The organism is Embleya sp. NPDC050154, from assembly GCF_044460165.1.
Taxonomy (GTDB): domain Bacteria; phylum Actinomycetota; class Actinomycetes; order Streptomycetales; family Streptomycetaceae; genus Embleya.
This window is the reverse complement of the sequence record NZ_JBITJP010000004.1, coordinates 432,841-454,372: the sequence shown is the minus strand read 5'-3', so window position 1 is coordinate 454,372 and position 21,532 is coordinate 432,841. Positions and strand designations below refer to the sequence as shown.

The following is a 21,532-nucleotide window of genomic DNA, read 5'->3' as shown; positions in this document are numbered from 1 at the left end:
AAGGGCTTTACCGTCCGTCGTTGACGTGGGGCCAACACGGGGTTCGGGGGCGCCGGGCCTCCCGCCCGTCGTCGCACGGGTGCGGCAGCCGATGGGCTGCGTCATTTCCTGGATGGCTGTAGGGGCCGGTGACCCGTGTGGTCACCCGGTGTCGATCAGCTGTGGTGTGGACGCCGCTTGCCCGAGTAGGGCGGTGGCGCGGTGTTCGAGTTTCGCGAACTGGCCATGGCCCGCGTGGGTGCGGGCACGACGGGTGGGGGTTTCGTGGCGCACGACGAGAGCTTGACGAGGGTGTACAGCGACCGGAAGTACGTGTCGACGACGATGGTGCGACACTCGGGTACGACCGTGGCGTTCGCCATGGACGCGGACCGCAGGATCGTCTACAGCGTGTTGGACCTGGAGCAGGCGTCGGCGAAGCGCGGTCCGCTGGACGCGCGGTACTGGAACGAGGAACCGGCGGTAGTGCCGTTCCCCGGCGAGCTTGTGGAGGTACCCGCGCCGGGGGCGTACGCGGCGTCGGGTGTACTGCGGATGCCGTGGGTACGGGCCGGGGGACGTACCGAAGCGGTGGCGGGTGTGCCGCTGCCGGTGGAGGAGCGTGACCCGTTCTTGTCGACGACGGCGCGGCTGAGCGCGCCGGCACCGTTCCAGGTCGTTTCGGACGGCCGCTACATCCTGCTCTTTCGCCAGGGAGTGGACGCGAACCACAAGGATGTCGTGTTCTACGCCGAGGGCGGCACGGTGTCCGGTGATCGGGCCACCGCGGCGGCGGGCACGAAGGCGACGGCGACCGCCGTGGTCGACGGGTCGTTGCTGTGCGACCGGTTCGTCCTGGTGGGGTCGGTGCTGAAGCCGGTCGTGGAGGTGCGGTACCAGCGGTCGCGGTCGAAGCTGCGGGGCGCCTCGGAGAGCGACACGTTGGGCACCCGGGACATGGAGGGGAACCCCTTCTTCGAGCCCACCGCGAAGCTGTCGTTCGTCGCGCCTCTGCAACGCGGCGCGTTCACCGTGCTCTTGCTGCCGACCGCGGTCGTGGGTGAGTCCCGGTGGCAGGTGTTCGCGGCGAACAAGGCGACGGGACGCGTGGAGGGCTACAACTGCGCGCAGGGCTCGGACGGCTTGTTCGACGTGGTGGGCGCTCAGCTCTACACCAGTCCGGACCCGAAGTTCGCCTCCTCGGTACTGGAGCGCGGGCCGGGGACGTGCCCGCACACCAAGAGGCCGCTTGTGCCCGTGCCGGCGACCCGCGACCGGGCCGGTACGGCGATGCGGTTCGACCCGGCGAAGAACACGCACGTGCTGCTGCCGGCCGCGCCGCCCGGGTCCGCGACGGTTGCGTCGTCCGGTTACACGGTGGAGGCGTGGGTACGTCCGGCCGCGGCCTCGGGGACCATCCTGGCGCACCATACCGGGGCATCGCCGACCAGCACGTTCGCGCTGGAGTTGGACGCGGACCGGAAGCTGGTGGCGGACCTGGGTGGAACCCGTGTGGTGTCGGGCACCGCGGTGCCCGTGAACGCATACGTGCACGTCGCGGCGGTGTTCGACGGCAAGAACGCGGCCGTGTACGTGGGCGGGGTGCGGACGGGCGTACGTGCGGTCACGGCGGTACCGGACGCTCGGTCCGCGGCGAGCGTCGGGACAAGGCTGGCCTCGGGCGTGCCGGAGGCCGGGTTCAAGGGCGACGTCGACGAGGTGCGGATCTGGGAACGAGCGCGGACCGAGGCCGAGTTCGGCGATCGGGGGCTGCGTCTGTCGGGCATCGAGCCGGGCCTGGCGGTGTACTGCCGCTTCGACGAGGGGGCCGGGACAGTGGCCGGCGACCACACCAGGGCGATGCGCGACGGCACGGTGCACAACGGCGCGGTGTGGGTGGCTTCCGACGCTCCGGTGGGTGACGGGCCGGGACTGTCGCGGGACGTGTTCGGCTTCGCCGGCCGCGCCGTGTCGACCGGGCTCGCGGCGGTCACCTATTCCCAGCAGGAGCCGGCCACGACCGGGTACGGCACGGCGGTGGGGCACGAGAAGCGGCAGACGCGGGTGCTCGTGGCGTGCGGGGCCTCCGGCCCGGCACCGGCGGGCGGCGCGGCCAATCGCAGTTACGTCGCCGCGGTGGACTTCGCGGTCGCCCGGGACGGTCGTCTCGCGGCGATCCCGTCCTTGGTCTCCTTGGCCGAGGCGGGCAAGTCCGGGGCGGTGGGCGACGCGGCGGCGGTGGCCGCCGCGCAGGCGGCCGTGGACGCCGCGCGGGCGAGTCTGGACGCGGACCGGCAGCTGGCGGCGCAGGTTCAGCAGACTCTGGCGGCCATCGACTCCTACGACCGGATGTTCGGCCCCTCGTTCGCGTCGATCTTCGGCGTGCACAGACGGCTTCAGGAGCAGCAGGCCGCGCAACAACGGCTGGGCGCGCGTCAGGCGGCCGTGGACGCCGCGGAGGACGCGTTGATGACCGTGTCGGGCGGTACCCGCGGCGGCGGCGACACCGTGGTGGCGATGCCGGTGGTCTCCACCGACCGGCAAGGACTGACGGTCTACGGGGCGTTGCTGGCGTTCGCGTGGACCGAGGACGCGCCGTTCGTTCTGGACGGCGCGGGCGGCGACGTCGTGCTGTACTTCCGGGGCGGGGCCGGGCAGTTCTTCTCGGCCTACTACTCCACGCTGGTCACAAGGGCGACCCGGAGCCTGGGCGCGGGCTCGGACCGGCTGGAGTTCGTCGCGCGCGACACCGCCACGCGCGCCAAGGACTTCACCGTGCAGGTCACCGCCGATGCCGGTTCGGCCGCGGACCTGTGCACGGTGACCGTGACCTGCGGGTCGCGTACCGAGACGTATCTGCGGGTGCCGCGTGCCGCGGCCTCGCTGGCCGCGGTCCTCAACGGCAACCCGCCGGCCGGCACGCTGCTGGGCACCGTCCTGTCGGTCAAGGACCGGCTCGTCGAACTGACCGCGCCGCTCCCCGCACCGCTCGCGGTCGGCAGCCGGGTCCTCGTCGGCGGGAGAGTACGCAAGGTCGACGCCGCCGCACCGGCGAGCGCGACCACGTTCACCGTCTCCGGCGACGCGGTCATCGCCGCGGCCGGATCGCAGGTGACCGCGGTGCTCTACGACTACGCCGACGCCACCGGCAGCGTGACCGGCACCGACCTGTCCTCGGGATCGCGGATCGTCGCGGTCACCCGCGTGGGTTCCACCACCGCCGTGGTCGCCGACGGCGACGCGAAAGACGCCGGCGACGGGGTCGGGCCGCACTGGCGCGGTCACGCCCCGGGCCGCGCACCGGCGTTCGACGGAACCACGCAGTACCTGACCGCCGTGGACGGGGCGGACTTCGCCACCGATGGCGACCTGACCCTGGAGGCGTGGCTCAACCCCGCCTCCGCGACCGGCACCGTGCTGCGCGCCGCCGGACCTGCCACCCCCTACGGCCTGGCCCTGCGCGGCACCACGTTGTTCAGCGCTCTCAGCCTCGAAGAGGACAACGTCGTCGAATGCGGCGACCGGCTCACGCTGACCGGGACCAGCTTCACCATCGAGATGTGGGCCCTTCGCCAGGCCACCAACCGCGACGACCTGCTGTTCAGCACAGGATTCGGCCTGATGGTCGGGATCGACTCGAACAACCGCTTCATGTTCGGCGGAGACGTCGGCATCCCCGGCCAGGCCGACCTCACCTGGGCGATGACCACCGCCACCGTCCCCGCCCAGGAATGGCACCACTGGGCGGTGGTCCACGACGCCTCCGCCGGAACCCGCCGCGTATACCGGGACGGCGTGGAAATGGCGTGCACGTCCGAAACCGGTGGCGCGGTCGCCGCGGGCACGTTCGGTGGCCAGAGTATCGCCGGCTCCAACGATTCACGCACCGTCAGGCTCGGGTACCGTGCCCAGGGCGGCAGCATAGGATCGCGCGTCTGCCTGGACGAGGTGCGCGTGTGGGGCCGCGCGCGGACCGCGGACCAGATCAAGGAGACGATGCGTCGCCGACTGCGCGGCCGCGAGGACGACCTGCTGGCGTACTGGCAGTTCAGCAACGGATCGACACTCGACCGCTCCGGCCGCGGCAACCACGGCACCCTGGTGGGCCCGTTCCGGTCGGCGGCCTCCGGACTGGACGGCTTCGCGCCCGTGGCCACCGTCGGCTCGCAGACCTTCGCCCTGTCGGAAGGGGTCGCGATCGGCGACTGGAGCCACGTCGCGCTGGCGTTCAAGCAGCACTGGGCCATGGCGATGGACGGCGCCGGCCACCTGGACGCGGGCGGACCCGAGGGGCTGAACCTGCTCGGCGACCTGACCATCGAGGCCGGCGTACGCCTGGACGCGCTCGGCGTCGTGCACGGCCTGGTGGGCAAAGGCGTGGTGGAAGGCGGGGCGGCCGGCACGGCGGTGCCGTACGCGCTGCTCGTGGAAGCGGACGGCCAACTGGCGTTCATGTTCGAGAAGGGCGGCGGCGGCAAGGACAGCCTGGTCACCGTCCGCTCCGGGACCAAGCTCCAGGCCGGCGTGTTCACCCGGGTCGCGGTCACCCGCAAGGGCGGTCACAACGACAGGGGCGGTGTGGCGATCCGCCTGTACATCGACGGCGCCCCCGTCGGGCACAAGCCGTTCGTGTTCGAGGGCGCCGCACCGGTGGGCAACGACGACAACTGCGAGCTGGGCCGCCTCCGCCAGGGCCGGACCACAAGTCACCTGCGCGGTTCCCTGACCGACGTACGGATCTGGAACGTCGCCCGCGACGAGAAGCAGATCGGCGCCGCGATCACCCCCAAGACCCCAGGGCTGACCGCGTGGTGGGCCTTCCCCGAGAAGGAGGGCGCCGTCACCGCGGACGCCTGCGACACCTTCCCCGCCAAGGTGCGCGGCGCCCGCCGCGTGCGCACCCCCGACCCCAACGGCAACCTCGCCACCTTCTATGTCGACGGCAGCCCGCAACCGGCCTGGATCGCGCCCATGCACGCCCAACCGACGTACCCCGGCGAGGCACACGCCACCATCGCAGGCCGACGCCACAGCGGAACACTGGCCAACGGGTACACCGGGACCATCGACGAGGTACGGATCTGGCGGACCTGCCGCACCCGGGAGCAGATCCTGGACAACATGTTCGCCCGACTGCGCGGCGAGAAGAAGGACTTGGTCGCCCACTTCCCCTTCGACGGCGCCTCCACCCAAACCGGCGCCACCGTCAAGGACTTCGGGCCGCGCGGCAACGACCTGAACCCCTCACCCGACGCACCGCGAAACACCATCTCCAGCGCACCCATCTCCGCCGACGCCGCGGAAGTCCGCTCCGCACTCACCGGAATCGGCAGCACCTTCAACGCCCGCATCGACGCGCCCCCCGCCGCCTCCGAGTACGGAGACCTGCAAGCCGACGCCGACGGACGCGCGTTCGGCGTCATGAAACGCGCCTACACCTTCGTCCGGCACGGCAGGTGGGAGCTGCACACCGGCTTCAAGACCGGGGAACTGACGAGCACGTGGGTCGGGCAGGCCCAATTCGACCCGCAACTGGTCGGCTTCCTCGAAGGCGCCCCGCCGATGCCCTCGGAGAACATGGTCTGGGGAACCGCCGGCGACTACGCCGAGAAGGCGTCCGTGTCCTTCATCCAGGCCGACTCGGTCACCAACACCATCTCCAACGACGAGAAGCGCAGCCTGGACGCGTCCGCCAAGGGCAAGGTGGAGTTCTGGGTCAACGACGACACCTCCATCGTCGTCGCGCCCCTCGGCGTCGGCACCGCGAAGGAGGCCGTCAAGGTCAAGGTGGGCATGACCGTCGAGGCCGAGATCAAGTTCTCCAACGGCTGGGCCACCAACCTCGCCGTGTCCCAGAGCACCGAGACCACCCGCACCAGCGGCGTCGTGCTGACCGGCCAGTGGGAGGAGGACGCCCGGACCGGCCAGGTCAACCCCGACGCCGGCCGGCGCTGGGTACCCGCCAACACCGGCTTCGCGATCGTCCAGTCCGCCACCGCCGACCTGTACGCGCTGCGCCTGGCCCACACCGGCGTCCTGGTCGCCTACCGGATGATCCCCAACGCCGACATCCCCCGCGACTGGAACATCATCGCGTTCCCCATCAACCCCCGCTACACCAAGCAGGGCACCCTGGACGGCCTGGTCGGCTTCGCTCCCAAGGGCAGCTCCGGAGCGCTGCAGCCCTTCCCCGACCCCGCGTTCCCCAACGCCGGGGACGGCGGCGAACACAGCTACTACCGCCCCCGCGAGGCGTACGCCATCAAACGACGCATCCAACGCGAGGAGCAGCAACTCCAGAGCTTCTACGAATCGGTGTCCACCGAGAGCGCCACCTTCGCCGCCCACAACCCCGTCCGCGACCAGGCCAACCGGGTCCTCGGCGGCATGATGGGCGGCACCGGAACGGGTCTGACCCCGGACAAGACGAACCCGGCCGAAGTCCGCAAGGCCGCGAACAGCGCGTCCCGCCGCCACATGGTCAACACCTACGTGTGGACCGCGGCCGGCGGCCTGTTCTCCGAGACGATGTCCACCACCGACCAAGTCACCCAGGTCACCACCGGCGACTACACGGTCAGCAGCAGCCTGAGCGTCGGCGGATTCGCCGAAATCGAAGCGGGCCCGGTCGGCGTCAACCTCTCCGGCAGCGTCACCCTCGGCGGCGGCTACGCGGTCACCCGCAGCAAGACCAAGGAAGCCAAGCGCACGTTCAGCCTGGAAGTGAAGGCCGAACCCGCACGCGACCTGCAAAAACGTGAAGGCGACAAGCCCGTCTTCGACATCGCGCGCAACCCGGTCCTGGTGCCCGGCCGCGTCGACGCCTACCGGTTCATGACCTTCTACCTCGACAGCTCCACCGACAACTACGAGGACTTCTACGGCAAGGTCGTCGACCCCGAGTGGCTCGACCGCAACACCGGACCGGACGCCCGCGCGCTGCGTCAGACCCGGCAGGGCGACCGCAAGCCCCCGTGTTGGCGCATCCTGCACCGCGTCACCTTCGTCAGCCGCGTCCAGGACACCGCCACCGCGACCCCGTCCCTGGCCAAGGCGATGGGCACCCTCGGTATCACCAGCGACTACCACCTGATGCGGCAGCTCGAACCCCACCTGGTCGGCGCCACCACCGACCGCGCCGCACTCACCGCCGCCGCCAGGACCACCCTCGCCACCCGGTTCCCGGCACTCGCCCCGTACACCGACGCCATCGCCGAACGCCTCACCGCCTATTACAACCTCCCCGCCGAGACGACACCGACGCTCACCCCGGCCACCCCTGCCCCGCCCTCGACGCCGGCGGCAACCAGCACCCTCACGACAGCCGCCTCCACCATCGCCGCCGGCGGCACCATCACCCTGCGCTACTCGACCCCGGCCGCCACCCTCGCCGCCACGAACTGGATCGGCCTCTACCGCGACGGCACCAGCCCCACCAACGGCTCAGCCACCGACTGGAAGTACGCCCCCGACGCCGACGGCAGCCTCGACTTCCCCGCCGGCGGCAAGCTCACCCCCGGCAACTACCGGGTCTGGTACCTCCACAACAACGGCTACACCGCACTCGCCGGGCCGATCACCCTGACCATCACCTGACCCACCCAAGCATCGGCGCATCCTCGGCTGCACCACGGCAGAGCAGCAGAGCCACACGCACGCACCCGCCCCCGTCGCACCCTTCACGCGACGGGGGCGACCGGGTCTGATCCGTGCGTGTCGTCGGCCCCGTTGCGAAAGCCGGGCAGGTCGCCATCGGCGCCGCATTCACGGGTGTTCTGTGCGGTGGACTGGCCGTTCATCGAATCGACGTTGGAGCCGGGCTGTCCGTCACAGTCGAACGATTCCTTGAGCACGGCGGGCGGCCGTGGCCGTGCACAGCCGGGCATTTTCCGTCCAGATGGCTGGTACCCGGTCCGCCGTGGGCGATCACGCTCAGCGTGTGGTCCTCCTCGGCTATGGCGTGCGAGTCCCCCACGGCGCGGCGATCCGGTCCCGGCGTCTCACGTGCGACCCCTCCTCATGCGCCATGTCGGCGAGGCTACGCGTGCGCACGGGCCGCATACCGCTCCGCCTTGCTCCCGCGCCGCGATCGACCGTTGCGCCATTGACACCGAGGAGTTCGGGGCGGGTGCGCACCGCTCGACCCGAGGTCGCCGCTTGCGACGCCTTCGAGAGCGAACCCGACTGTGCGGTAGGACCGGACGGGTGAACTCCGCTCGCCGGTGCGTGGATCGGCGGCTTCGCGGGCAGGGGCCGCGCGTTTGCCGTGACGCGTTGTCGCGGTGCTACGAGGAGAAGGCCATGGATACCGGAATCCTGAGTAAAGGCGAACGGCGGGCGTGGTGCGCCCTCGTGGCGGAACTCCGCCTCGGCGTGTGGGCGCATGGACCTGTGCGGGCCGGCGCCGCACCGCCCGCACCGAGGCTGCGGATCGTCGCAGCCGTCATCGTCCTGGCTCCCGTGGCCGTGGCGTGTGGCGTGGTGGCGGCGACGAGGCTGTCGCATCCGCTGGTACTGGTTCCCCTCGCGTCGCTCGCGGCACTGGGAGCACTGCCCCTGCCGGCATGGGCCTCCCGGCATCGGCATCGGTGTCGGCATCCGTGAACGACGTCCTCACCCGTCGAGCGCAGCGATCGACCACCTCGTTCCGGTACCGCCTTACGACCCTTCCCGTGGAGCACGAATGACCGACGTCCAAACCCCCTTGGCGCCTTTCCCACCCGACGCGGCGGCTCCGCGCTCATCTCGTCGTGGGACGATCGTGGTGAAGTGGTTGACCACCACCGATCACAAGACGATCGGCAGTCTCTACCTCACGACATCGTTCCTGTTCTTCCTGTTCGGCGGGATCCTCGCGCTCGCGATCCGGACCGAACTGGCCCGGCCGGGGACCCAGTTGCTCTCGAATGAGCAGTACAACCAGGCATTCACCATGCACGGAGCGATCATGCTCCTGATGTTCGCCACGCCCCTGTTCGCCGGCTTCACCAACTGGATCATGCCGCTCCAGATCGGCGCCCCGGATGTGGCGTTCCCCCGCCTGAACATGCTCGCCTACTGGCTTTACCTGTTCGGTTCGCTGATCGCGGTCGCCGGGTTCCTCACCCCGGACGGGGCAGCCGACTTCGGCTGGTTCGCCTACACCCCGCTCAGCTCGGCCGTGCGCTCACCCTCCATCGGCGGCGACATGTGGATCATGGGCCTGGCACTGTCCGGATTCGGCACCATCGTGGGCGCGGTCAACTTCATCACCACGATCATCTGCATGCGCGCGCCCGGCATGACGATGTTCCGGCTGCCGATCTTCTGCTGGAACGTGCTGCTGACCTCGGTCCTGGTCATCATGGCGTTCCCGGTCCTGGCCGCCGCGCTGTTCGCGCTGGAGGCCGACCGCAAGTTCGGCACCCACGTTTTCGACCCCGCCAACGGCGGTGCCCTGCTGTGGCAGCACCTGTTCTGGTTCTTCGGCCACCCGGAGGTCTACATCATCGCGTTGCCGTTCTTCGGCATCGTCACCGAGATCCTCCCGGTCTTCTCGCGCAACCCGGTCTTCGGTTACAAGGGTCTGATCGCCGCCACCATCGCCATCGCGGGCCTGTCGGTCACCGTCTGGGCCCACCACATGTTTCCCACCGGTGCCGTGATGCTGCCGTTCTTCTCCTTCATGACGTTCCTGATCGCCGTCCCCACCGGCGTCAAGTTCTTCAACTGGATCGGCACCATGTGGCACGGGTCGCTCTCCTTCGAAACGCCCATGCTGTGGTCGATCGGCTTCCTGGTCACCTTCCTCTTCGGCGGCCTCACCGGCGTCATCCTCGCGTCACCCCCGCTCGATTTCCACGTGACCGACTCCTACTTCGTCGTCGCCCACTTCCACTACGTCGTCTTCGGAACCGTCGTCTTCGCCATGTTCGCCGGATTCCACTTCTGGTGGCCCAAGTTCACCGGAAAAATGCTGGACGAGCGGCTCGGCAAGATCCACTTCTGGACCCTGTTCGTCGGCTTCCACACCACCTTCCTCGTCCAACACTGGCTCGGTGCCGAGGGCATGCCCCGCCGCTACGCGGACTACCTCGCCTCCGACGGCTTCACCACGCTCAACACGATCTCCACCATCGGCGCCCTCCTCCTCGGCCTGTCCACCCTTCCGTTCCTGTACAACGTCTGGAAGACACACCGGTTCGGACGCGAGGTGATCGTGGACGACCCCTGGGGCTACGGACGCTCACTGGAATGGGCCACCTCCTGCCCGCCGCCGCGGCACAACTTCACCAGGCTGCCCCGGATCCGTTCCGAATCGCCGGCCTTCGACGTCCGCCACCCCGAGATCGCCATCCTGGACTACGAGACCCAACGCGGAAAAGAGCACATCCTCGATGTCAACCCCGACAAAATTGGCAGATAGGAACAACAGGCCAAAAGCCCCGACCGATGACGACCACCCACCCACCCACCCAGCGGCGGGCCGTCGCCGACCCGACCCCGGCGCGGCGCGGAATACAGCGGGCCGGGGTCGCGGGATGCCGATAGAAGGGACCGCCGTCTGCGCCTCGGGGTTGCGATGACCAAGCGTGTGCCCTGTCCGCCCGCACCCGGGCCGCTGGAGGCCTACGCCGCGCGGTTCGACGACCTCTTCTCGACGTTGGCGCAGCGGCGCGGGTTCCGCGAGTACCCGGCCGGGCCGTTGCTGCCGAGGGACCGCAACAAGACGCCGACCTGTCTGGTCGGTGCGGAGCCCCTGATCGGTGCACGGCATCCGGCGGTGCAGCGGCTCCGGTTCCTCCTGTCCGGGCCCACCTGGGACCTGTCCGAGCCCACCTGGGACCACAAGCGGATCAACGCCCGCCGCGTGAAACTGTTGCCGGCGGATCCGGCCACCACACCGCACGCGGGCGGGTCCTGGTGATCGACGACTCCGGCGACCGACCCTGGGCCTCCTGGAATCCCTCGGCCTGCACGCCGAAGTCGTCGCCCGCCGCCTCGAACCCTTCGGCCCGGTCCTGACCGCCCGCGCGACCTTCCTGGAACAGCGCGGCCTGATCGCACCGGGCCAACGTCAAGAGGAACTCGTGGTCATCCGCGCCGACGCGCCCCAGACCCACCACCCATCCGCCACACGATCGTGACGCCGAGCGCACACCGAGAACGAACGCCCATCGGGCCATTTCCACCGTCAAACGCACGCGGATGACGAGATGCGGATCTGGATCGGTCCGGTCCCCCGATTTCTCCCGGCCTCGCGTCCCCCCTCCGGCGGATCCGCCCGCGACACCACGCGTGTCGCGGATGACCGCGCCGCCTCCGGGTATCGGCAGAAACCGAAGCGATCAACACTTTCGCGTTTGCACTCCCGGAATCGGGTTGACCCGGCAAACAGAACAAGGCACCGCCATGCGCCCACGGGCCGACGGCGAACTCGGAACGATTGGAAGCATCATGGTCATGCCCTCGACCGGCAGTCCCCTTCGAGCCGCCCTCACCCTCACCGCACCCATCCTGATGTGGACACTCGCGAACTCGCCGGGACTCGCGCACGCCTCCCCCGTCCCCACGAACGACGGTCGACCGACCCTGACCGCCGACCGCACGGGCTCACTGGACCCCGCCGGCGATCGCATCACCGTGACAGGCCGCGGCTTCCGGCCCGGCAGCGAGGTGCGCGTCAAAACGTGCGACCCCGCCCAGGGGCCCGACGCGGCATGCGACACCGACCTGGGTGAAGAGCCCGTTCGGGTCGACACCGACGGCACCTTCACCCGGGAATTGCGCGTACGCGCCGCGTTCGGTCCCGTCGACTGCCTGCGCACTCGCTGCGCCGTGGCCACCACCAAGGTCGGCGGCGGTGGGGACCGCAGCCAGGAGAGCTACCTCTCGATCGGGTTCCGCGGCGAGGTCCCCGGACTGCCGGCCACCTGGGCACCAAGCCCCTCGGCCACGCCCGGCAGCGACGGCGCGACGGCCGCACAGCCCTCGCCGGCGAGTCCCTCGGCCCCCACCGACTCGGCGCCCCCGAAGGCGCAGGACACCGACACCGACGAGAACCCCTGGGTACTCCCCGCCGTCATGGCAGGCGTGATCGCGGTCATCGCCGCGATTGTGGTGTTCGTGGTCCGCAACCGACGCCAGGCCGGTACGGGACGAGGCAGCGGCGACAAGTAGATCCGAGACCGGGCATGGACCACGAGACTTGGGAATCGGGGCATAGGCGTGGGACCGAAAAACGGCGCGTCGCGTGCGCGGACGTGATGAGGCCTTCGGCCGCGAGTGTCGCCGTCGCCACACACGCCGGTGTCGCGCAGCTGATGTACGGAGGGTTCCTCATCGACGTTCGCGCGCCTGTCGATGAGGTTCAGGGCGCTGGGCAGATCATGCGGTCGGCCGCACCAGTGCCGAAATGCTCACGTCCTACCCCCCCCGGGTATCCCCGCCGCCCTGCCCGGCGAGGGGCTCACGGCCCCGGTCGTGGACTCCCTGACGTCCGGAGTCCGGGCCGGCGTGGTCGTCCCGGACGCGGTGGACCCCAAAGTCGGCAGCGTCCGTGTGGTCGACGAAGAACTCGACGAGTGAGCGCCGATCAAAGGCGAACACGTGCGGGCAACGGCTGTTCGGCTGCGAAACCCACGTGCCCGGCGGCTCGTTTGTCGAGTGTAGGTCTCCGTTGTTCGAGTTCCCGACCGTCGCCCGCGCCGAAATAGCCGAGTTCCGCCAGACACAAAAGCGGGTGTCAAATCGGGACAGCGGGACAGGCTCGGGTGATGTCATCTGTTTCTTGGGGGCGACGTCTTCGTGGCGCGCCCGCGGTGGTCGGGGCCGAACTGCGGGGGATCGGGCGGTCGGCGACCCGTGCGTGGCGAGGTCCGGGGCGCGAGCGGGATCTGGTCTGGCAGTCGGCCAAGGCCGCGCTCGCGGCGGTGCTGAGTTGGGCCGTGGCAGGGTGGTGGCTGCGGGCCCCGATGGCCATCATGGCGCCCTGGGTGGCGATCGTGCTCGTTCAGGCGACGGTGTACCGATCGGTGGCCCAGGCTCTCCAGGTCCTGGTGTCGATGACCTTCGGCACATTGATCGCCGCCCTCGCCTGGGTGATGTGCGGCAGCACCATCGGGGCGATGGCGGCGGTGCTGCCGATCACGATGCTGATCGGCAACTGGCGGCGGTTCGGGGACAAGGGGATGTACAGCTCGACCAGCGCGCTGTTCGTGCTGTCCTACGGCCCGGTCACCGGCGCCACCATCGGACACCGTCTCGGGGAGGCACTCCTCGGAGCCCTGATCGGACTCGCGGTGAACTTGCTGATCCGGCCGCCGATGCACCTGCGGGACAGCCGCCGCGCCGCGCTCGACGTGGCGGACGAGGTCGCGGAGATCCTGGCCGAGTCGGCCGCCGGGCTGCGCGAGCAATGGGACGCAGCGGCGGCGGACGAACGGTATCGGCGGGCGCTGCGGGTCTCCCGCCGGTGGGAGGACCTGCGGGCGGCCACCGAACACGCACGCGAGAGTGTCCGGATGAACCCCCGCCGGCACCGCCATGGTCCGGTACCGGAGATCGAGCACGGCTTCCTGCCCACGCTGCAGGACCTGGTGGCCCGCACGATCGCGATCACCAGGACCATTCGGGACACCGCGCGAGCGGACGGGGTGGACCTGACCCCGGACGGCAGAACGTTGGCGCCCTACGCGGCCTTCCTGGAAGCACTGGCACGAGCGGTGCGCGAGTACGGACGGGCCGTGGCCACGACCGGCACATCGGCGCGGCCGGACGCGGCAGGCCCACCGAACGCGCGACTGCGCCGCGCCCGGGACGAGTTGGACCGAGCCGCCGAAATCCACTCCGTACTCGCCGAGCGCTTGCCCGAGGCGGCGCGGTCGGGACCGGTGACAACCGCGCTGTCCGGTTCCCTGCTCGCCGAGGCGGGCCGGCTGCTGAGCGATCTGAAGGTCGACCCGGACAGCGGTCTTCACCGGGTCGGAGACTGAGCAGCGTCGCGCCAGAGCAGTCATGTCGGCTCGGCTACCCCGGGGAGATCTCACGGGTGGACGCACCATCGCCGGGCCGGGGCGATCGACGACGAAGGCCGGGTCGGCAAGATCGACGGCCTCCCAATGAAGCTCCTGGCCGCGAAGTGGGAGGGGGCAACGGCGTTCGTCCTGCCACGTGCCGAATACGCCGAAGCCGATCGAGCCGCATGCGGCGGACTGCGGCTGGTCCCCGTCGAAACCCTCTCCGACGCGGTGAACGCGTGGAACGCACTCGGCACGGGACGCGGCAAAGTGCCGTCGTGCTGACACGGCTTCGGCGAACCCGGTCGTTCGGGCGAGCGTTCCCGGGCCCCGTTCCCGGCGCGTCCGCGATCGGCTCGCGTCGGAAACGGGAGCGAGGAGGAGTCGGACGATGTCGGTGGCCGCAAGCGAGTGGCGCGTCAGCCCGGGAGGGTTTCACCTCCGATGGGAGCCAAGACCTCGCCGGAGTAGTAGCCGGACAGACGATTCGACGCGAAGAACACGTACGAGGGGGCGATCTCGTCCGGCTGAGCCGCGCGCCCCATCGGAGCCTGCTGCCCGAACGTGGCGACCTTCTCCGGTGGGAACGTCGCGGGGATCAGCGGGGTCCAAACCGGGCCCGGGGCCACGCAGTTGACCCGGATGCCGCGTTCCTGGAAGGACTGGGCCAGGGAATAGGTCAAGGCGAGGATGGCGCCCTTCGTGGCAGAGTAGTCGATCAAGGTCTTGTTGCCGCGCAGTCCGTTGATCGACGAGGTGTTGATCACCGATCCGCCCGACGGCAGGTGCGCCAGGGCGGCCTTGGTCGTCCAGAAGAAGCTGTGGATGTTGACCCGGAAGGTGTACTCCCACTGCTCGCTGTCGAGTTGCTCCAGATCGTCCACCGGGTTCTGGGTTCCGCAGTTGTTGACCAGGATGTCCAAGCCGCCGAGGTCGCGGGCGGCCCGCGCGACCACGTCCCGACAGTTGAGCTCCACCGACAGGTCGGCGCGAAGAACCACACAGGTGCGCCCGGCTCGCTCGACCAGCCGCGCGGTGTGTGCGGCGTCCTCATCCTCGCGCTCGGACAGGTACGCGATGGCCACGTCCGCGCCCTCCTTGGCGAACGCGATCGCCACCGCGCGACCGATGCCGGAGTCCCCGCCCGTGATCAGCGCCCGACGACCCTCGAGCAGGCCGCTGCCGAGATAGTCGCGCATCTCGTCCTGCGGCGTGGGATCCATGGCCGACGTGGTGCCGGGGCCCGCTGCTGCTGCTGCGGCGGCGGGTTCTGCTCGGACGGGGTGCTCATCGCTGCTCCTGTCGTACCACCGGTTGTCGCGTCCGGCACGTGGCCCGGTCGGGAAGTGTCGGCACGAATCGTTGACCGCTACCCGCCCGATCCGCCCGTACTCCCGCGCGCCCGTTCCGCCGCAGGGTGGGAACCATGCCCGCGATCTCCCCGTCCTCCAGCGGCCCCCGAACTCCCACGGCGGCTACGGACGAGTCACCGCCGCCGAACTCGTCGAGGGACCGGCGTTCCGCACCATCGACCGGGTCGACCGGATCGGCCGGATCGGCCGGATCGGCCGGATCGGCCGGATCGGCCGGATCGGCGACAGCCCGTCCCCGAACGGCTGTTGCGCGGTGATCACCCGGGTCGCCGAACGCGCCGGGCTCCCCGTGCGCCTGGCCGCCCACTCCGGTCGTGCCGGCCGCCATCCGCGCCGGTGACCGCCCCGACGAGGTCCGCGAGATCAGCCGACACGCCTCCGGCTCCGCGCGCCGCACAGCGGCGGGCGTGTCGGTCCTGTGGTGTGCTTCGGCCGCGCCGTCGCTCGCGTGATCGGCTTCGCCCGCTCCGTGCTGTGGAGCCGGCGATGGCCGGTGGTCACAGACGCTCCAGGAACAGCGACATGAGCAGTCGCTCGACCGTGCGGACGAGAGTGCGGGCGGTGGTGATGTCGCTGCGGGAGGCGTGCTTGAGCTCGGCCACTGACAGTCCCATCCGGTTACGTCGTCGCGGACGAACCCGGCGATCTTCCCGATGCGTTGGCGGTCGTGTGCCGGTTGGGCCTCTCGTGTCCGTCGCGCCCGGTCTGCTCGCGCAGGTGAGCCACAGCGACGGGGAGGCAACCGTCGCCTTCAGCGCACTCGACCGCGAGGCCCCGGTGCGCGAGCGCAAAGTGTTGACGGGTCCCGAGTCCGGGGGCGGTCGATCCGCACGAATCCGTGAATACGGGGCCACCCCCTAGACCTCGAACGCTACGCGGCACGACCGAAACATACGCGATCTCGCGTACGGGGTCGACTCACCTTCCGCGGTCGCGCCTGATCCGGGCCGCCACCTCGGGGACGGACGCCCAATGCTCGCCCCGGCGTCGTACCCATGTCTCCCGCAGGGCGTTCACCTCGTGGTTCAGGTCGTCCGTGCGGAGGTCGTCCATGTTGGGAAGGTCGTATTTCCGCCCGGTCGAGTCGTACAACACGGCCGCCCGTGTCGGCTGGTCCTCCAATCCCCAGGGCAGCGTCTCGATCTCGATGCCCTGCACGTCCCGCCACTCCACCACGCGGGTACGAATCACCCCGCGAAGCGTCACGCCGTGCCCGTCGACGACCGTTGCCCTGATCACGTGCACACGGAAGAGCTCGAAGGACATCAACACGGGGAACAGCCCCATCAGCAGCGGCCCGAGGGAGAACCAGCCGGTCTCCGAAGCGATCCCCACCGTGGCCACGACACCGATGCCGAGCACGAAGACCATCGGGAGCATGCCCGATCCGAGGCCCAGCCGATATTCACGCCACTCCGAGGGATCCCCACGCCCGCAGGACACGACCATCAACTCCGGTGGTTCGACCGGCGAACGAAAATGCGTACGAACTAATCTCCGGACGAGCCAAGCACACGAAGCCCCCGCGCGGGAGGGCGCAATGGTTGCCGGCGTGCGCAGGAACGGTGTCTCCCACATCTGCGTCGCGGCGCGATTCCTACCGGAGGCATATGCCCAATGGGAGGCGAACGTCGGGTGGGTCGCCGGTGTCGGGCGGCCGAACCGGTCGACCTCCGGCTGTTCCCGGACGCCACCCCCAAGTGCAGCATCCTGGAGGTCGCCCAGGCCATCGGCCGCGCCCTACGCCAACACCCCGGCGAAGGCCGCACCGCCACCGCAAAAACCCCGACCGATGGCGCGAACGCCGGCAGCGACTGACCGAGATCGACCCCGACTGGAACCCCACCGGACGGCCCGATCCGGCGCAGCGGTGGTCGCTGGACTGGCAGCGCATGCTCATCGACCACCCCCGCGCGTAACACCCCCGCGGCCCGCCACTGGGCCACTCGCCCACGCCGTCCGCGTCGCGCGCGTATACCGCAGGGGGCCGCCGCAAGCACACCCTGCGGTCGGGCCGAGCGCCACAGGAACGTGCATCCCCACGACAGCCACGCCACACATGCGCCGCCACCCTTGGGCGGGCCACCACAGCAGATCGGTCACACAAGCCTGCCCCGGTGACAAACCAGCGTGCTTCGGCACAGCAACGCCACCGACGGACTCGCCACCAACCGAACGAGGCGCCCAGCTCCGGGAGCCCGATCCCGACCCGACCCGACACATTCGCGGCGGACGACACTGCCGGGGAACGTATCCGCTGCATGGCAATAGGGCACCCGTGCACCATTTTCCCTTCGCCGTTGGGTGCTTGAGCACTATTTCCCTTCAGGCAGCGCAACTGATGCACCATTTCCCGCTGACAAGAGGCTGCCGATGCACCACGGTTGAGGAATTCTGCCACCACTCGCGTGGCGAATGCGCGCACCGTACGGCGACGTCCGCGACTATCCGAAAAGCGCGGCGAATGAATGCGGTCCGTGGTTGGCGGCCCCGTCGGTTCCGACCGGAGACCGGCCCCGATAACCCGTCCCCGGAAAGGAATACCCCTGCGCGCCATGAACAGACGCGTTGCCAAGTTCTGCGTGGCCGTCGCGCTCGCATTCACCACCGTCGTCTCGACAGCCGGCCGGGGCCGAGGCAATCGCCGCCACGCATTTCATCCCGCGCTCCACATCGGCAACGCGGCAACGCACCGGGTGCACGCGCACCCCGACATCGTGGACAACGACGACGGCCCGTTGGACGTGCGGACCGACGGCTACGGCGTGTCCATGCAGCTCCGGGGCAAGGCCAACGGCGTCCGGAGCACGCGATGACCCTTACGGCTCGGGCAACATCCGCACGCGCTCGTGCCGAAACCGGGCGCCGGACGTGCGCGCCACCCGGAAGTACGGCACGGCTGATCCAGGAACGACCGCCGGCACGTCGGACCGGGGCAGCCGAAAGGCCCGGGTGGCGAATGAGCCACCACGTCGAATCTCCATGCGGGCTTTAGAGAGACGCATCACTTTACGCTCCACCGTAATGCGTTTCCGGTGTCGAGCCCGAGCCGATGACATAGTTCGGACATTGCAACAAGTCTTTCCGTGGCCGCGCGAGCGGCAGATCATCACCCGCATCGCCCGACCCGATATCGCCGGCAGCAACCGAGAAACGGCGTCATCCACAAAGCGCCGATCCACGCTGCGCACGAGACAGGAGCAGGGCTTCGGATCTACGGTGGTCGCTCCAATCGGCCAACATTTCAAGAGGACACCTATGCCTCCCACCGGTGAAACCCCGGTCACCAAGCGCTCCCGTCGCGTTCGTCGCACCATCGGCGCTCTGGTGGGCGCAGCCGGACTGGCGGCGCTGACCGCCGTCGCCGCGCCGCCCGCCTCAGCCGCCGACGTTCCGGACGGCATCGTGTGGGACCACGTGTACCGCGCCCCCGGCGTCACGGTCTACGTCGAGGAATACGGGGACATCGTCTCCGTCTGCGATTCGGCCGGCAACGGCAAGCCGGCTACGGTGTCGGTCACGGACAGGAGCTCTGCCAGCTACACGATCACGGTCACCAAGGGCTACGGTTCGTGCGTCACGCGCGGGGTCAGCGACGGCAGCTGGTACAACCTGGCGGAGGGCGCACGTATCGACCTCACCTACCAAGGCGCAGGGGGCAGCACTTACTACCGGGCGAGCTACATCAACGACCACTGACGGCCGCCCCGGCCCGATGACGACTGGGTTACGGCAGCGCTGCACTCAGATGCACCGACCTGTCGATCACCTGGTTCCCGACGCCTGCCCGAAGTCCTGCCGGAGTATCGGCGCTCCGGCAGGACTTCGGCGTATTCCCTGGTCAGGAGCAGTGAAGCAGGCATCGAAAACAAAAAGAGCCAGTGTGATCGTCCCGAACACCGGGAAACGGCCCCCGGCCCGGAGTTCCTCGGCGGAGGTCCACCCAGGTTCTCGCGGACAGTGCCACCCGTACCAGTGTCGGGGGTGGGGCGTGGGGGGTGTCGTCGGTCATGTGGCGACCGTAGTCGTCGGGGTTGGTGTGCGGCCTCGGGATCGGGTGTCTCCGCTGTCTCACGCGTCCTCGGGGAGGCCGGTTCGGCTTGTTCGCCCGGTCGGGCGCGGGCTCGTTCGTCTCGTTCGGGTGAACTGCCCGCGCTGGGTGCCGGGTTGGCGCGACTGTCGGCGGGTGCCTTTCGCGGGGTCCACACATTCGCCTTCGGCGTGTTGTGCGGGCTGTGCCCCGCGGAGGATGACGGGGAACGGCTCCGGTCGCGGCAACGCGTGGATGCCGTCGGCGAACTCCCGAACCCCGCCGACCCGATCGCGGCCACCTGCGGTGAAGCCGCTCCGTTCGTCTCGTTCCGGCAGGGGACGAATTCGCCAACGGCATCCGCGGCAACGCGCGGTCGCAGCCGTTCTCGTTCGTCGCGCGGGCCACCGGTGGAGGGGATCACCGGTGGCCCGCTGACGGGTCATCCCGCCTGGCCTCGCCGGATCCGGTCGGCGATCGTTTCGATCTGATGGTCGAACAGGCGGTCCATGCTCGCCATCGGCTGCGGACCGGGTCCGGGCGCAGCAGGCCGGGCGCGAGGTCGTTCAGGCCGATGTGGCGGCCGGGGTGTAGGAGTCCTTCGAGGCGTTCGAGGACAAGGGCGTTCAGGTTGGTGTCGCGAGGGTGCGGTTGACGGGTTCCATCGCGGGGTCGGGCGGGCGGTGGGTGGCGAGGACGCGGCGGTACATCGCGTGGTGTTCCTCGTCGGGTCGGGCGGCGGCCTCTTCGGTCGTCACGGCCCGGCAGGTGACACCTTCGTCGTTGGTGAATTCCCGACACACATGTCGGGGACCTCCCAAGATCAACGGACCGGGAACGGCACTCCGCCGATCCGACGAGGGGAAGAGAATGTCTCGGGCCGGGGTGGTCGAGGGGTGTGCTCGCGCGTGGGTTCTCGGCCTCGTGGCCGCAGCGGGTGTGCGGTCGCCCGGAACGCTGTGCGTCCCGGGCGGTAGGTGTACAGGCGGGCAGCCGTAAGGCTCCTGCGGTTTGCTGGACTCGGCCGTTCTCAGGCCGCGGCCGTGGGGTTCGCCGGTTCGGTGTCGGGGCGGTGTTCGGTGTTGACGCGGTGGGCTTGCTCGAGCCTGCCTTCGAGCACGGCGATGCGGCAGGCTGCCTCGATGGAGGTTCCGTGGTCGGCGAGTTCCCGGGCGCGGGCGGCGATGCGCAGTTGGTGGCGGGAGTAGCGGCGGTGTCCGCCGGTGGAGCGCTGCGGGGTGATCAGGCGGGCTTGTTCGACGGCGCGCAGGAAACTCGGGGTGGTGCCGAGGAGTTCGGCGGCCCGGCCCGTGGTGTAGGCGGGGTAGTGGTCGTCGTCGAGGCGGCCGTGCGGGTCCTCTGCTGTCATCACACCTCTCTGTGGAACGCGTTGAGGGGCCCTGGTGCCGTTGGCACCAGGGCCCCGAAGGAACTGCTACACCATCCGCCGGCCCTGACACTGCGCCGGCCTGTCGTTCCGCAAACCCGACCGAACCGCAGCCGGGGGTTGCGGGGATCGCGGATTCGTGACCGGAGACCACCTCACCAACGATGTCCTGCGGTACCCGGGTTGGAGACTTCCGCCCGGGCGATCCCGATGGCGCTTCCACTCCTTCGTTCTTCCTCGGTGACCAGATTGCGTACTGCCGGTACTGCCCTATCGGTTGCTGCGTACTGCTCTCTTGGGTTACTGCGTACTGCCGGTGCTGCCTTCTTGCGTGCCGCGGGTAATGCGTACTGCTCGGTGGCCCGTGACGGCGCCACCCCTGCTTCGCCAGCCGGCCCCGATCGCCCGTTCTGCGTGTCGCTTGGCTTGGAACCCCACTGCCGAACCTCCCGGTGCGCGCGCCCGCAGCCGACGCCTTCACCGAGGTACCGCTCACCTACTCCACTGCGACCTGCACTTGCCGGTACCGCCACCGCGTGAACCGCGGTACTGCTCACGGCGGCCCTGGTCACTGCGGACCGCCCGGTACGTCCGTCAGTCCCGTCGCCGTCCTGCGACAACCCTGGCTTCGGGACACCACAAGCGCACCGTCCTGCACCTGCGACCTCATGTACTGCGCACTGCGACTACGGGTACTGCGACCGGCAGTTCGTCTCTGCCAGGTCCTTCGGTCTCTCTGGGCTACGACAGAAACCATAGCCACACC

At 69.7% G+C, this 21,532-nt stretch carries 15 protein-coding genes; 10 read left to right on the top strand and 5 right to left on the bottom strand.

Annotated elements, in window-relative coordinates:
* Window positions 1-201 precede the first annotated feature (201 nt).
* A complete protein-coding gene (locus tag ACIBSV_RS11315; RefSeq protein WP_395861607.1) occupies window positions 202-7,575 on the top strand; it encodes a LamG-like jellyroll fold domain-containing protein in 7,374 nt (2,457 codons plus the stop codon).
* Between the two features lie 83 nt (window positions 7,576-7,658).
* On the opposite strand, the gene ACIBSV_RS11310 is transcribed toward ACIBSV_RS11315, so the two are convergent.
* Window positions 7,659-7,832: a hypothetical protein gene (locus ACIBSV_RS11310; RefSeq protein WP_395861855.1), complete on the bottom strand. Its 174-nt coding sequence runs from the start codon at window positions 7,830-7,832 to the stop codon at window positions 7,659-7,661.
* Between the two features lie 830 nt (window positions 7,833-8,662).
* Here ACIBSV_RS11310 and ctaD point away from each other — a divergent pair.
* From ctaD to ACIBSV_RS11285, 5 genes are all read left to right on the top strand, one after another.
* Complete coding sequence (gene ctaD / locus ACIBSV_RS11305) at window positions 8,663-10,384, top strand: cytochrome c oxidase subunit I (protein ID WP_395861605.1); 1,722 nt, start codon at window positions 8,663-8,665, stop codon at window positions 10,382-10,384.
* 156 nt (window positions 10,385-10,540) lie between these two features.
* Window positions 10,541-10,885, top strand: a complete 345-nt coding sequence (locus ACIBSV_RS11300) for a hypothetical protein (protein ID WP_395861603.1) — start codon at window positions 10,541-10,543, stop codon at window positions 10,883-10,885.
* Window positions 10,886-11,421: 536 nt separating this feature from the next.
* Window positions 11,422-12,138: a neocarzinostatin apoprotein domain-containing protein gene (locus tag ACIBSV_RS11295; RefSeq protein WP_395861601.1), complete on the top strand. Its 717-nt coding sequence runs from the start codon at window positions 11,422-11,424 to the stop codon at window positions 12,136-12,138.
* Window positions 12,139-12,734: 596 nt separating this feature from the next.
* Window positions 12,735-13,952, top strand: coding sequence for an aromatic acid exporter family protein (locus ACIBSV_RS11290; protein ID WP_395861599.1), 1,218 nt, complete (start codon window positions 12,735-12,737; stop codon window positions 13,950-13,952).
* Window positions 13,953-14,078: 126 nt separating this feature from the next.
* A complete protein-coding gene (locus tag ACIBSV_RS11285; protein ID WP_395861597.1) occupies window positions 14,079-14,261 on the top strand; it encodes a hypothetical protein in 183 nt (60 codons plus the stop codon).
* 134 nt (window positions 14,262-14,395) lie between these two features.
* Here ACIBSV_RS11285 and ACIBSV_RS11280 read toward each other — a convergent pair whose 3' ends face one another.
* Window positions 14,396-15,199 (bottom strand): SDR family oxidoreductase, encoded by an 804-nt coding sequence (locus ACIBSV_RS11280; protein ID WP_395861596.1) that lies wholly within the window; start codon window positions 15,197-15,199, stop codon window positions 14,396-14,398.
* Between the two features lie 139 nt (window positions 15,200-15,338).
* Here ACIBSV_RS11280 and ACIBSV_RS11275 point away from each other — a divergent pair, with 139 nt between their 5' ends.
* The gene (locus ACIBSV_RS11275; protein WP_395861594.1) at window positions 15,339-15,689 is read left to right on the top strand and encodes a hypothetical protein; all 351 of its coding nucleotides are present in this window, start codon (window positions 15,339-15,341) and stop codon (window positions 15,687-15,689) included.
* Window positions 15,690-16,267: 578 nt separating this feature from the next.
* On the opposite strand, the gene ACIBSV_RS11270 is transcribed toward ACIBSV_RS11275, so the two are convergent.
* Window positions 16,268-16,729, bottom strand: a complete 462-nt coding sequence (locus ACIBSV_RS11270; RefSeq protein ID WP_395861593.1) for a PH domain-containing protein — start codon at window positions 16,727-16,729, stop codon at window positions 16,268-16,270.
* A gap of 237 nt (window positions 16,730-16,966) precedes the next feature.
* On the opposite strand from ACIBSV_RS11270, the gene ACIBSV_RS11265 reads away from it, so the two are divergent.
* The 3 genes from ACIBSV_RS11265 (at window position 16,967) to ACIBSV_RS11255 (ending at window position 19,048) form a co-directional block, all read left to right on the top strand.
* Window positions 16,967-17,167 (top strand): hypothetical protein, encoded by a 201-nt coding sequence (locus ACIBSV_RS11265; protein WP_395861591.1) that lies wholly within the window; start codon window positions 16,967-16,969, stop codon window positions 17,165-17,167.
* A 737-nt stretch (window positions 17,168-17,904) separates the two neighbouring features.
* Complete coding sequence (locus ACIBSV_RS11260) at window positions 17,905-18,165, top strand: hypothetical protein (RefSeq protein WP_395861589.1); 261 nt, start codon at window positions 17,905-17,907, stop codon at window positions 18,163-18,165.
* A gap of 253 nt (window positions 18,166-18,418) precedes the next feature.
* Window positions 18,419-19,048: a hypothetical protein gene (locus ACIBSV_RS11255; protein WP_395861588.1), complete on the top strand. Its 630-nt coding sequence runs from the start codon at window positions 18,419-18,421 to the stop codon at window positions 19,046-19,048.
* Between the two features lie 957 nt (window positions 19,049-20,005).
* On the opposite strand, the gene ACIBSV_RS11250 is transcribed toward ACIBSV_RS11255, so the two are convergent.
* Together ACIBSV_RS11250 and ACIBSV_RS11245 are read right to left on the bottom strand one after the other, a co-directional pair.
* A complete protein-coding gene (locus ACIBSV_RS11250; RefSeq protein ID WP_395861586.1) occupies window positions 20,006-20,137 on the bottom strand; it encodes a hypothetical protein in 132 nt (43 codons plus the stop codon).
* Between the two features lie 272 nt (window positions 20,138-20,409).
* The gene (locus ACIBSV_RS11245) at window positions 20,410-20,748 is read right to left on the bottom strand and encodes a MerR family transcriptional regulator (protein WP_395861585.1); all 339 of its coding nucleotides are present in this window, start codon (window positions 20,746-20,748) and stop codon (window positions 20,410-20,412) included.
* Between the last annotated feature and the right edge of the window lie 784 nt (window positions 20,749-21,532).